The sequence below is a fragment of the Undibacterium sp. 14-3-2 genome, assembly GCF_016595265.1.
GTDB lineage: Bacteria > Pseudomonadota > Gammaproteobacteria > Burkholderiales > Burkholderiaceae_D > Undibacterium > Undibacterium aquatile.
Window position 1 is genome coordinate 398,900 of record NZ_JAENGS010000002.1, and the last position, 13,450, is coordinate 412,349.

A 13,450-nucleotide genomic window follows, 5' to 3' on the forward strand; every position below is an offset into this window, starting at 1 on the left:
CAGCATCGAAGAAAGAGGATCACCATGCTGAAACTGACGACATGCTTGCTGGGAATAATATCTTCAACGCTGTATTCAGCCAGCCTGCTGGCACAAACGGCGCTGCCGCTCAAAGTAGAAGACGCTTTCCGCAATTCTCCGGTGCCGTCTGCGGCGATGAGTGCTGTGGTGGTACCGCTTTCTTCTGCAACCGCCACGCCGGTGTTACAACAAAATGCCGATGCCAGCTTCAGCCCGGCATCGACGATGAAGCTGCTGACGACCCTGATTGCCCTCGAAGAACTGGGGCCGACGTTTCGCTGGAAGACGCAATTTCTTGCCGATAAGCCGCTCAAAAAAGAGGTACTGAACGGTAATCTGTATTTGCGCGGTGGCGGCGACCCGAATCTGACCTGGGAAAAATTCAGCGTCATGCTGCGCGCTTTACGCACACAAGGCATACGCAAAATCAATGGCGATCTGATTCTGGATCGCAGTTATTTTCAACCTGAACGCCTCGATATCGGCGCGCCACCGTTTGATGAGCATCCCGACGCGTATTACAACGTCATCCCCGATGCCTTGCTGATCCACAGTAATCTGCTTTCATTCGCCATCGAATCGACCACAGAAAAAATCGATACCCGCTTACTGACGCCACTCGACAAAATCAAATTTTCCAATCATCTGCATTTCAATGAAAAATCCTGCGCCGAGTGGGAAAGCGAATGGAAATCGCCGGTCATTGAATTTCAACGTAAAGACCAGATCGAGATCATGCTCAGCGGCGGTTTTCCACGTCGCTGCAAAATCACCACGCACCTGAACATCATCGAGCGCAATCAATACATTGCACACATGTTCCGCACGCTGTGGCAGGAAATGGGCGGCAGCTGGCAAGGACAAGTGCGCGACGGGCAGGTACCGGCGAACGCCACGCTCTTGCATGAACGTGCATCGGAAACGCTGGCTGACACGCTGCGTATCGTGAACAAGCAATCCGATAATGCGATGGCAAAGATTTTATTTCTGACGCTGGGCGCAGAATCCCCCGACAAAATCAACGGCAACACCGTGCAAACCGCCGATGCCCGCGTCAGAAACTGGCTGGCAAAACAAGGTATCAATGATGCCGGACTGGTGCTGGAAAACGGCTCAGGCTTATCACGCACGGAGCGTATCAGCGCGAATCAGATGGCGGCGATTTTAGCGGTCGGTGCGCGCAGTTTATGGAACCCTGAATTCAGCTCCAGCATGCCGGTCGCAGCACTCGATGGCACCATGCGCAAACGCCTGAAAGGCAGCGCTGGCGAGCTGCGTGCCCGCATCAAAACCGGCACACTGAAAAACACCACGGCGATTGCCGGCTATGTGCGCGATATCCGTGATCAGCAGTGGATCGTTGTTGCCATGATTAACCATGACGACGCCGCAAAAGCCAGATCGGCACTCGATGAATTGCTGAACTGGGTTGCCGCTGGCCGCCCCTGAGACGCCAACGACTGCACTGATTTCAGCATCAACCTTAACAATCAACACCGCCATAAAAAAGGCAGCGCCGGATTTCTCGCGGCGCCGCCTTTTTTTCTGCACACGCAGAATTACTCTTTGTAATACACGACCTGGGTTGTCGTTGCCAGTAATGCGCCGTCCGGCGTCCAGAGTTCGGCAATCTGATCGAAATAATTATTGTAAAAACGATTCGCACGCGCATAACCCAGCACAGGCTGTGTGCCATGCGCGGTCAGCGTTGCCGCATCCGCGTGAAAATACACTGTCAGTGAAACTGTTCCTGCGGGTACTGCTTGCTTGCGTTTGATGTAAATACGCGGAAAAAACGCATCGGCAATCGCTGTCAGCGAACAGAAATCCATCACCCGTGGCGGCTCATCGCGTATCCATTGCTGCGTCACTGTGTCGCTGGCCGTTTCCTGCATCGCTGCGGCCACACCAAGATGGCCACGCAGTGTGCGGATATGGTAGCGATTCACCCAGACCGGCAACCCGGTTGCAGGCATCGCCACGCCCTCACCTGCATCGCTAAGATCGGGAAACTGCGCTTCTGTCGCCGACCATGTTTCACGTCGCGTCGCAAACAAGGCAGTGGCAGTCGCCGCGATCTGACCGTTTTGCAGCAACTCCATACTCCAGTGTTGCGTCGAACGGTTGGTGCGGATCAGCTTGGGTAACAGATCAAATTCACCATCGGCGATAGGTGCCGCGAAATTCACGGTCAGCGCCAGCGGCTCGCCCTGAGATTCGGGGTGATCCATCACGGCGCGCAGCAAGGTTGCCGCCGTGATGCCACCAAACGGGCCGACCATATTCGCGTATTTCGCTGATGTCTGGCCACGGTAGTGATCGCCCTGTGGCGTCAGTTGTATTGCTTCGTCAAACGGGTGCATCGTATTTGCGGTCGTCATAGTCTCTCGTTTTTGATTTTTGTTGATGATTGTTGATGCTGATCAGAAGCCGCGCACCGGAAAACTGGCATCGCGCTGTATCCAATTTTGTGGCGAATAATGCGTTGCGCCATCGGTGACATGCAAGGTATAGGCATGACGCGATACCGGCGAGCGATTCGGCGCGCTGTAGTGCGGCAGCAGCCCGTGAAAACAGACCAGACTGCCGGCTTTGACTTCGAGCGGCACGGCGGTGCTGTCATCCGGCCACGGCGTGGCATCGAGTTTTTCTACGCGCACCAGATCGCCTTCGCGCACAAAACGCTCGCGCATCGCCGTGCGATGGCCGCCCGGTTCGGCCCACAGGCAGCCGTTATCCAGCGTTGCGTCTTCAAGCGCAAACCAGAAAGTCGTGACGCTGACCGGGTCAGTTTCAAAATACGTTGCATCCTGATGCCAGCGCACTTCGCCGCCTATGCCCGGCTGTTTAAAAATATACATCGACTGCCAGATTTGCGGCTGCTGCAAGCCCAGTTGCTGCGCCACCTGTGCCAATGCCGGGCCGCGCGAAAAGGCGCTGAACACCGGGTCCAGATCGTGCATCGCATGGCCGATTTTATTAATCGACAGCGATTTATCCTGACGCAGATTGCCTTGCGCATCGAAAGCTTCTTCTTCAAAAAAACAGCTGATGTTATTCGCTGAATTTAAGAAATAGTGATCGATATGTTGTTCCTGTTCTTTGGTCGTGAAGATGGAACGGGACTGCGCTGGGTCGAAGGCATCGACAATCTGCGCCGCACGTTCACGCAGCGCAGCGATCTCGGCTGCAGTTTTAAAATCCGGGACAATGACGTAGCCGTCTTGTGTAAATTGGGTGATTTGTTCCGTCGTTAACATCATGATTTCCTGTCTGAATTTCTTGTCTGAATTCATTGCTCAGTCGCCTATCTTAATAGAATTTCTATTCCGCTGACGGCAACACTTCTTTATCGCCATGCGTATGTGTTGTTGTAACAGCGACAAACATAGCGCGAACATGAACATTTCACCATAGAAACATTAGGCACTGACTGAAAAATGTTAGCATCGTCAACAATGAATAAAGAAGACGAATAAAGAACGCGTAAAACTACTCCGATCCGAACCAGCCCGGTCAACAACGAGACTCTCATGATTGCTTTCATCAAGCGCCGTATCAACATTGTCGTCGATGCTGTCTGCGATAAGTATTTCCTGACCTGGTTTATTCCGCTGATGGTTATTGCCCTGTTCGTGGCAGGTCTGCTGTTTGAATTGGTCAGCTACGACAGAATTTTTAAGCTGGCGCATTTGTATTCGGCGCATTGTCGCGAGCTCAGCGACAAAGAGGCGTTTGCGATGCTGATGACGATCTTTATCGCTGCCGTCAGCTGCCTGACGACCATCGGCGAGTTAATGATCTTCGCCGATAAACGCCGCCGCGGTCTGCCGATAGAACATATCAGCCTGATTATCAGCGCATCGGCTGCTGTGATTTCGCTGGTTCTGATATTGGTGCTGTCGCAACAATGGTGCCGCTGAGATTAACCCCATCCTGTGCCTCTCGCCCCAGCCTGTCTGCCACAATGCCCCATCTGGATTGCCGCCATACCAGCCGCTATCGCGGAACGGTATTCCGGCAGCATCTCAGGGGCACCTCAGGGACATTTAGATACTCCCCGGAGTATGTAAAAACACCCTTTATTTCATTAGGACATTCCGTTGTTTTTGAAAAAACAGGTGGGAGTATGCATATGCGGCGGATTAACGCTGGTTTGTGCAGGGCGAATGCAGTAGCATCACAGCTCTTTTCGTTTTCGCCGTTATCGACGCATGATCTCGCTTCAAGCCTCATTTTCTTTTCTCAAAAAAAATCACCAAGACATCGTGCGCACTGTGCTGGCTGGCTTGCTCATCGCGGTTCTGAGCGCCTGCAGCTCGCCGCCCGTCAGCGTTAAAACTCCGCCAGCACCGTCGGCCATCATTGCCAACGCACCACCGCCTTCACTGCCCCTGAGTCGCGAAACGCCACCGACACCACGTGAATTCCGCGCCACCTGGGTCTCCACCGTCGCAAACATCGATTGGCCCAGCCGCCGCGACCTCAGCAGCGATAAACAAAAGGCCGAGATCATCACCATCCTCGACAACGCGGTGCAGATGAAACTCAATGCCATCGTGCTGCAAGTGCGCCCGGCCGCTGATGCAATTTACCCATCGGCCATAGAACCGTGGTCAGAATTTCTGACCGGAGAACAAGGCCGCCCACCGTCACCGTATTACGATCCGCTGCAATTCTGGATAGAACAGGCGCATGAACGCGGGCTGGAACTGCACGCCTGGTTTAATCCTTACCGCGCCCGCACCGCGCAAGCGAAAACCATCGCCGCAAAAAACCATATCAGCAAAACCGCGCCTGACGCCGTGAAACAGTATGGCGATCAGTTATGGATGGACCCGGCGGAACCCATCGCCATGCAGCAAACGCTGAATGTGATCAGCGATGTCGTGCGGCGCTACGATGTGGATGGCGTTCATATTGATGATTATTTTTATCCGTATCCGATCAAAGCCGCGAATGGCAGCGAAGTCGAATTCCCGGATGACAAAGCCTGGATCAAGTATTTGCAAAGCGGCGGCAATCTGATGCGCGCTGACTGGCGTCGCGCCAACGTCAATCATCTGGTGGAAGCGATTTACACCACCGTGCATCAGGAAAAAAGCTGGGTGAAATTCGGCATCAGCCCTTTCGGTATCGGCCGCCCTGATCGTTTACCAGCCGGCATCGCCGGTTTCAGTCAGTACGACAAACTGTACGCCGACGTGGAACTCTGGATGGCAAAAGGCTGGTTTGATTATCTGGCGCCGCAGTTGTACTGGCCTATCAATCAGACGCCACAGGCATTCAAGGTGTTGCATGACTACTGGATTGCACAGAACGTACAACGCCGTCAGATCTGGCCTGGCTTATATACCAGCCGCATTGATCACAGCGAGAAATCCTGGCCTGCCGAAGAAATTCTGAATCAGATCGATGCTGTGCGTGAGCGCGGCGGTAACGGCCATATTCATTTCAGCGTCATCAGTCTGAACCAGAACCGCAAAGACATACGCAAGCGCCTGATGGCTGAGAAATACACCTCGCAGGCGCTGATCCCGGCGATGCCGTGGCTCAACAGCAGCAATATCACCGCGCCGCAGTTGCAATTATCCGATGACAGAAAAACGCTGCAAGTCGCGCTCGCCGATGTCGCCAACACCCACCTGCTGGCGATCTGGAAACGCACCGATCAGCAATGGCTATTCTCAGTCCAACCCGCAACAAAACTGAGCATAGGCACCAGCGCCGATCCCCAGGCTGGTGCAATCCGCCAAATTACCGTGATGGCGATCAGCCGTACAGGGCAAGAAAGTCTGCAATCGAGTGTGCAGTTCCCCTGATACAGCAGAAAAAAACAGCGTGGAATGTGGTTTTTTTGATGTTCTGACTGCTGTTTTTTTACGCACATAAAAAATTTATTTGCGATATCAAGTCACCCCGCCCAGCCTGCGCCATGCAGGCTGGAAGAACGCCATTTTGATCTATATCTTTTAGTTATCGCCCGAGTAGAATTTTTCATTTGTCACCGACAAAGTGGAAACCCTAGTCTGAATCTCAACGCGTATATCGTTATAACGATTTTGCCTGACACCATGAAGCCAAATTGGTGCAAAAAGAAAAGAGCCTTGTTTCCGGATGTTGCAGCTAAAGGTATTTGTCATTCTGAACCCGTGACGATTGCCCCACATCCTGACCGCACATTGAACAGAATTATTTGAGGAGAGACCCGTGAAATTGAAAACCATTGCCCATTGCATCGCCATTATTGGCGTGACTGGCGTTTCTGCGACATCTGCGGTGGCGCAGGAAAAACCTGCCGATGTCACGCAACGTATCGAAATTACCGGTAGTAGCATCAAGCGTATCGCCGCCGAAGGTGCGTTACCCGTCGAAATCATCACCCGCAAACAGCTCGAAGCCTCAGGCATCGTGACGGCCGAGCAGTTGATCTCAACGCTCAATATCAATGGCAATGGCTCAGATAATCTGGCAAGTAATGCCGATGTCACCTCTGGTGCGCAGCGCGGTAATAACGGTGCCACTTCCGCCAACTTGCGTGGTCAGGGTTCCGATAGCACGCTGGTCTTGCTGAATGGCCGCCGTATCGCCACACACGGCATGAAAGGTTCCGCAGTCGATCTGAATTCGATTCCTATGGCGGCGGTTGAACGCGTTGAAATTCTGAAAGACGGCGCGTCCGCGACTTACGGTACCGATGCGATCGGCGGTGTGATTAACTTCATCCTGCGCAAAAATTACAACGGCATCGAAGCACAGGCGTTCACTGATCTGACACAACAAGGCGGTGCCGACATCCATCGTGTATCGATGGTCGGCGGTTTCGGCAATCTCGATACCGATGGCTACAACGTGCTGATTACCGGCACCCACAGCGAGAATCAGGCATTGCGCGGCGATCAGCGTTCGTTTGTGAATACCTTCCAGCCGAATCGTGGTTTGTCGGTCGATACACGCGGCACCCCGTTTGCGACCGTGTTTGCCACTTCACTGGCCAACACCATCATGAGTAACAAGAGCAACACCGGCCCTATCCTGCCTGGCACAAACCAATCGATGAACGCGGTCAACGTGCTGAATCTGCCGGGTGGCGCGGGTTGTAACTCCATCGACGGTATGGCTGCTTATGATTACAAAATCTGGGATGTCGCTTCTTCCAAATATGCGTGCGCCTGGGATACCGGTCGCGCCGCTGTTTTACAACAACCGGTGACCAACGATAATTTCGTTTCTCGTGCCACATTCAAAGTCGGTGAACATCAGGTGTTCGCTGAACTGGTCGGTTCCCGCGTTGATGTGTCGAAGAGCTTCTCTCCGAATCAGGTGTCGCCGGGTAGCAATTTCCCGGTCTCGTCTTTCTATCCTAAGACCGGTGCTGCGTATGACATGGTATTCAATTCCATCGCTGCGGTTTTGCCTAGCATCAAATCCAACTACGGCGCGCCTATCGCTTATCGCTGGCGTTGTATGGAATGCGGCAACCGTGAAATCAGCACCCGCACCGATGCCGCCCGCCTGCAAATCGGCGCCGATGGTCAGATCGGTAACTGGGATTACCGCGTCGGTCTGTCACGTGCCTACAGCGAATCACAATCAACACTGGGCAACGGTTATAACTACACGGTCGCGCTGGCGAATGCACTCGGCACCGGCATCATTAATCCTTTCCTGTTGCCAGGCCAGAAGCAATCGCAGGCAGCGCTGGATCTGATCGCCAGCACTTCAGCCAAAGGCGTGGTGCTGTACGGCGGTAAAACCACGTTGACGCAAGCTGATGCGGCAATCTCTGGTGAAATTTTCAAGCTCCCTGCCGGTGCGGTCATGGCAGCGGTTGGTACTGATCTGCGTAAAGAAGAATATACGTTTAACGGCGATGCCCGCGCCGCCAATACCCGCCCTGCGATTCTGAATGCACCGTTTGATGATGCAAATGCCTTGCCTAAAGTCAGCCGTGATATCCGCGCGATCTATGCAGAGTTCCTGGTGCCGGTGTTTAAAAACATGGAAGTCACGCTCGCTGGTCGTCAGGATCACTACACGGGTTTCGGCAATACCTTCAACCCTAAAGTCGCTTTCCGTTACACACCGGTCGAACAGGTATTGTTCCGTGGTTCGTATAACACCGGCTTCCGCGCACCTTCGTTCAACCAGTTATTTAACGGCATTACCGAGTCACCATATGCAGGTAAAGATCTGGTCGATCCAGCGACGTGCCCTGGCCTGAAAGCAGACAGCACTAAATCCGGCTGCGGCATCATCACACCAAATACCCTGACTGGCGGCAAAGCCAATCTGGGACCGGAAACAGCAAAACAAGCGACTGTCGGCGTAGTCTGGGCACCAAGTAAAAATTTCAGCGCGAATATGGATTTGTGGGAAATCCGCAAGGAAAACACCATTACCTCGCTGGATTTAACCACTATGCTGCAAAACTACAATCTGTTCAGCGCGCAATTTATTCGTGATGCGAGCGGTGCGATTGTCCAGATCGACCAACGCTGGGTGAATGCAGGTTCAAGTATCACCCGTGGCCTGGAAGTCGGTGCCAATGCGAATGGCAGCATCTGGAACGGTAAATGGACGGCAGCGATTGACGGCTCTTATCTGCTGGAGAAAAAATCCCGCCCAACTGCCAATGCACCTTATGGCGAAAGCGAAGTCGGCCGTTTCACTTACACCGGTGATTTAGGCCTGCGTTGGAAGCACACTGCTTATGTGACCTACACAGAAGGCAACTGGACAACCATGTTCTCGCAAATCTTCCGCTCTGGTTATAAAGATCAAGTCTTGCCTGGCGTGCTCAATGGTCTGGTTTCCCCATCAGATTACAATCCTGATGTGAAAAGCTATTCCACCTTTAATCTGAGCGCGACTTACAGCGGCATCAAAAACATGACGCTGACCGCAGGGATCAAAAACATCCTGAACACCGATCCACCATTTGCTATCACTTACGACAGCAACTCTGGTGCTGGCAGCTCATGGGAACCACGCGTCGCCGACCCACGCGGCCGCTCATTCACCTTGCTGGCGAATTACAAGTTCAAGTAATTCCGCTTGTAATGACAAAAAAAATCCCCGGCAGCGATGTCGGGGATTTTTTTATTCAGCGTCAGAAATGAGGCGCTTTGCGTTCAGCCGTTCTTCAATTTACCTAGGCCACAATTCTCGCCCGGAATTAACTATCCCCCTCTTGAGACGCGTAATCACTGTGCGCCTTGCTCTTGGCGAGATTTCGAATGGCAAGGCGCAACTGGGCGTATGCTATTTGAATGAAAAAGGTGATATGCATCTCACTCTACAGATTAGTTTTGCTGTGCTTATTTGTTTTTTAAACTGCACATACGATCCGCAATCTGAGTGAGCCACTTTTCACGCTTATCCTGCGTCGTTGATTTTACGTTGGTCAGTGAAATCCATTTCCGGTTTTTCACACCGATCTTCCAGAAAGTACCTCTCATAAACGCACGTTGAATCGCATTTCCAAAAATGAGGCGATAGAGTAACGAAGGGGTATTCATTGTGGTAATGAGGGTAATGCCATTGAGCTTCTTCATTACGTTACTCATTCCAGCGCTTGCCCCTTTGGAATATTCATATGCGATCCCTGGAAAAATCACCTTATCAATAAAGCCTTTCATCATTGCGGGCATTAACTCCCACCAGATTGGAAATATGAAGACAATGTGCTCCGCTCTTTGAATACGCTCTTTGTATTCCAGCACCCGTGGATCAAGAAGGGCGAACGCAGCGTCTGGATCGCTGCGTGCCATCGCAAATGCTTTGAGATCCTTGCTACGCATGACGGGATCAAATTCATCCCGGTCAAGATGAATCAAGTCAAGATAGTGATTGCCTGCGGCAAGCCCTGATCTCACCGCTTCAAGAATTGCAGCGCAGTAGCTCTGATCATAAGGGTGGTTAAATACCACTAATACTTTCATTTTAATAGCCTCCATAGAAGCTCAATTTCAGATAAGAATGCGATGTTCACGTTGATTTTCCTTAGATTAATATGAATGCTCGAATAATTGCGTCCTCGACTAGTACGTAATAATATGAGCAATGCTCATATTTGAATACTCGCTTTCTTATACCTAGAGAAAACCTCGGGAAGTGTATGCAACACATTGATCCATATAGAAAAAAACCATTGCAGTCTCGATCTGAAGTAACAATTGACGCCATTTTTGAGGCAGGTGCTCGGATTCTTCAGACGCAAGAATTAGCCGCATTCAACACTAACGCCGTTGCAAAGTTGGCTGGCGTCAGTATCGGCACGCTTTATCAATATTTTCCGAATAAAAATGCAATTTTGATCGCTATGGCGCAGCGAGAACTGAATAAGGTCAGCCAAACAATCATCCAGAAAATCGATTCGAATTCAGCTGTTGACGATAGAGAACTGGCCCGAACCATCGTTCGTGCATTGTTAAAAGCCTTCGGAGGTAGACAGCGTATGCGCAAAGTATTGCTTGAAGCATTGATTGCCAACGGGTTGTCAGATGAGTTGACCCGGCCGATCGAGAAGGTTATCGAGAGCATGCTTGCTCACCATTCACATAACGAATACTTTCAGACGTTGACGCCCATAAGTTTGTATGTCACGACCCGTGCATTGATTGGCACAATCCGTTCTGCTGTAATGGAACAGTCGGCCCACTTGGGTACAGCAGCATTTGAAGATGAGCTGGTTCGCTTGTTTCTCTATTGCGCTCCCCACTCTTCAACAATTGATCAGGGTATGCCGTAAGGCGCCCGCCCCAGAACGCACAGCAATGCGCGAATAGGAACGAATCCGCGTTACTCAAAGACAAATGAATCACTTTGCATTCAACAGCTTTGTCAGTTTGTCGATGCCGACCGGCTCTTCTGCTTGCAAAGGAATGATGGCCCAGCGCTGGCTGTGTTGATCTGCGACCAGGCGGATTTGTTGCAATTCATTTTTTGCCCTTTGCTGCAACAAGCGCGATTGTGGCTGCGCCATCGCCAGGCTGTTGTTGATGACCCACGCCCACGGCTCGATACCGGCGCGGCGTAAGTCATTTTGCAGGCCAGCGGCTTCCAGCACCGGCGTGGTTTCTGCCAGCGTCACGATCACGATTTTCGTTTGTTGCGGGTCCTGCAATTGCATCATCGGTGTCGTGTAATGAACGCCGGTATGTGCCATCTGCCGTTCGATTTCACGATGATAGGCACCGGTGGTATCGAGCAGCAATAAGGTGTGGCCGGTCGGTGCGGTATCCATCACCACAAACTTTTTCCCGGCTTCGCGGATGACGCGTGAGAATGCCTGGAACACGGCAATCTCTTCGGTGCATGGCGAGCGCAAATCTTCTTCCAGCAAGGCTTTTCCCTGTGCATCAAGGTGCTTGCCTTTGCTCGCCATCACTTCCTGACGATAACGCGCTGTTTCGGCAACAGGATCAATCCGGCTGACGCTCAGATTCGGCAAGTTGCCTTCCAGTGTTTCAAGCAGATGTGCAGCGGGGTCAGAGGTCGTCAGATGAACCGGAAAGCCGCGTTGCGCGAGGGCGATGGCGATCGCCGCAGCCACCGTGGTTTTACCGACGCCGCCTTTGCCCATGGTCATGATCAGGCCATGCCCACTGCCAGCCAGACCATCGACCAGCGTCGCCAGCGATGGCGCATCAGTCAGGGCGGGCAATGTTTGTGTTGCGGATGGATCAGCGGCATTAGCACCATCAACCGCGGTAGAGACCGTCAGCAAATGACGCAAGGAATCAAGGCCAACCAGATTGAATGCCCGTAACGGAATATGATCGGTCGGCAAGCCGCGTAATACTTCGGGCATAGCAGCCAATGCCGCCTGCTCGCGTTTCCAGACGGCGCGCGCCAGGGCATCATGTTGTGTTTCTTGTTCCGGCAACACGCCATTGATGATCAGATATTGTTGATGAAAACCGATGGCAGCCAGCTCGTCATGTGTGCGTGCGGCTTCCTTCAGGCTGGAATGCTGAGCACGTGCCACCAGCACCATGCGGGTACGTGCGGGGTCGGCTAAGGTTTGCACGGCTTCATGATATTTCTCACGCTGCTTGCCAAGACCTGCCAGCGGCCCGAGGCAAGAGGCATCGCCTTTACCCTCTTCCAGAAAGCCCGACCAGGCACCGGGCAGTTGTAACATGCGTATCGTGTGACCGGTCGGCGCGGTATCAAAAATAATGTGATCGTAATCCTGCAGCATCTGCGGATTGGTCAGCAGCCCGGTGAACTCATCAAATGCGGCGATTTCTGTGGTGCAGGCACCGGATAATTGCTCCTCCATCGCTTTGATCACCACCTCGGGCAAGGTGCCGCGCGCCGGTGTGACGATGCGGTCGCGGTACAGTTGTGCTGCCGCTTGCGGATCAATTTCCAGTGCAAACAAATTGGCAACCGACTCCACCGCTTTGATGCTGTTACCGATGCGGATACCGAATACCTGACCGACATTCGATGCCGGGTCGGTGCTGACCAGCAATACGCGTCGTCCCTGATCGGCAAGCCAGACGGCGGTGGCGCAAGCGACGGAGGTTTTGCCGACGCCGCCTTTACCGGTGAAGAATAAAAATTTCGGCGTATTGTCCAGAAAAAGCATATTCATTCCTCTTATAAAAACGGTGTAAGGCTGTCACCCGGCAACGACTCAGTTAAGCACGAATCAGGCTTTGGCGATGATCTTGTTGGCGGCGTTCAATGCATCCTGTTTGCGTTCGCTGTAACGGCTGGTCAGATAATCGCTGCGACCACGTAGCAGCAAAGTAAATTTAAATAATTCTTCCATCACATCCACCAGTCGGTCGTAATACGGTGATGGTTTCATGCGTCCGGCCTCATCAAATTCTTCATAGGCTTTCGGCACCGATGACTGATTCGGTATCGTGAACATGCGCATCCAGCGCCCTAGCAGACGCAGCGTGTTGACGGTATTAAACGACTGCGAGCCGCCACATACCTGCATCACTGCCAGTGTACGCCCCTGGCTGGGGCGTATCGCACCTTGTTCGAGAGGAATCCAGTCGATCTGATTTTTCAAGACGGCCGTGATCGCGCCATGACGTTCAGGGCTGCACCAGACCTGCCCTTCCGACCACAAACAGCTCTCGCGCAATTCAACCACCTTGGGATGCGTTTCCGGCACACTGCCAACCATCGGCAAATCATGCGGATTAAAAATCCTGACTTCCGCGCCCATGTGTTGCAGCAGGCGCGCCGCTTCCTCGACCAGCAAGCGGCTGAACGAGCGTTCACGCAGCGAGCCATACATCAGCAATATCCGTGGCGGATGCTCAAAGCCTGCCACCGGCGCGAGTTTCGCGGCATCAGGAATATCCATGTATTCCATCTTTACGTTCGGCAGATCGGGGGCTGAGTTATGGATGATTTTTCCTGCCACATCAGTCATGCGTAACTCCTTTAGTTGATA

General features: G+C 52.5%; 10 protein-coding genes. 5 read left to right on the plus strand and 5 right to left on the minus strand.

What is annotated here, in order from left to right; all coding sequences use genetic code 11:
* Positions 1 to 24: 24 nt before the first annotated feature.
* Positions 25 to 1,470 (plus strand): D-alanyl-D-alanine carboxypeptidase/D-alanyl-D-alanine-endopeptidase, encoded by a 1,446-nt coding sequence (gene dacB, locus Undi14_RS06295; RefSeq protein ID WP_200178734.1) that lies wholly within the window; start codon positions 25 to 27, stop codon positions 1,468 to 1,470.
* A gap of 110 nt (positions 1,471 to 1,580) precedes the next feature.
* On the opposite strand, the gene Undi14_RS06300 is transcribed toward dacB, so the two are convergent.
* Entirely contained in the window at positions 1,581 to 2,402 is an 822-nt protein-coding gene (locus tag Undi14_RS06300; protein ID WP_200178735.1) for an acyl-CoA thioesterase II, read from the minus strand.
* Positions 2,403 to 2,444: 42 nt separating this feature from the next.
* Positions 2,445 to 3,284 (minus strand): phytanoyl-CoA dioxygenase family protein, encoded by an 840-nt coding sequence (locus Undi14_RS06305; protein WP_234030442.1) that lies wholly within the window; start codon positions 3,282 to 3,284, stop codon positions 2,445 to 2,447.
* A gap of 270 nt (positions 3,285 to 3,554) precedes the next feature.
* Between Undi14_RS06305 and Undi14_RS06310 the strand changes: the two genes are divergently transcribed.
* The 3 genes from Undi14_RS06310 to Undi14_RS06320 all read left to right on the plus strand — a co-directional run bounded on the left by Undi14_RS06310 (position 3,555) and on the right by Undi14_RS06320 (position 9,072).
* Positions 3,555 to 3,944 (plus strand): hypothetical protein, encoded by a 390-nt coding sequence (locus tag Undi14_RS06310; RefSeq protein WP_200178736.1) that lies wholly within the window; start codon positions 3,555 to 3,557, stop codon positions 3,942 to 3,944.
* 291 nt (positions 3,945 to 4,235) lie between these two features.
* Positions 4,236 to 5,843, plus strand: coding sequence for a glycoside hydrolase family 10 protein (locus Undi14_RS06315; RefSeq protein ID WP_200178737.1), 1,608 nt, complete (start codon positions 4,236 to 4,238; stop codon positions 5,841 to 5,843).
* Positions 5,844 to 6,231: 388 nt separating this feature from the next.
* Entirely contained in the window at positions 6,232 to 9,072 is a 2,841-nt protein-coding gene (locus tag Undi14_RS06320; RefSeq protein WP_200178740.1) for a TonB-dependent receptor domain-containing protein, read from the plus strand.
* 269 nt (positions 9,073 to 9,341) lie between these two features.
* Here the strand turns inward: Undi14_RS06320 and Undi14_RS06325 are convergent, their stop codons facing one another.
* Positions 9,342 to 9,980 carry an NAD(P)H-dependent oxidoreductase gene (locus Undi14_RS06325; protein WP_200178741.1) on the minus strand — a complete coding sequence of 213 codons (639 nt, stop codon included), beginning with the start codon at positions 9,978 to 9,980 and terminating at the stop codon, positions 9,342 to 9,344.
* Between the two features lie 161 nt (positions 9,981 to 10,141).
* Between Undi14_RS06325 and Undi14_RS06330 the strand changes: the two genes are divergently transcribed.
* Entirely contained in the window at positions 10,142 to 10,774 is a 633-nt protein-coding gene (locus Undi14_RS06330) for a TetR/AcrR family transcriptional regulator (protein WP_200178742.1), read from the plus strand.
* Between the two features lie 69 nt (positions 10,775 to 10,843).
* Here Undi14_RS06330 and arsA read toward each other — a convergent pair whose 3' ends face one another.
* The gene (gene arsA, locus Undi14_RS06335; protein WP_200178744.1) at positions 10,844 to 12,622 is read right to left on the minus strand and encodes an arsenical pump-driving ATPase; all 1,779 of its coding nucleotides are present in this window, start codon (positions 12,620 to 12,622) and stop codon (positions 10,844 to 10,846) included.
* 63 nt (positions 12,623 to 12,685) lie between these two features.
* Positions 12,686 to 13,429, minus strand: coding sequence for an arsenical resistance protein ArsH (gene arsH, locus Undi14_RS06340; RefSeq protein ID WP_255520374.1), 744 nt, complete (start codon positions 13,427 to 13,429; stop codon positions 12,686 to 12,688).
* Between the last annotated feature and the right edge of the window lie 21 nt (positions 13,430 to 13,450).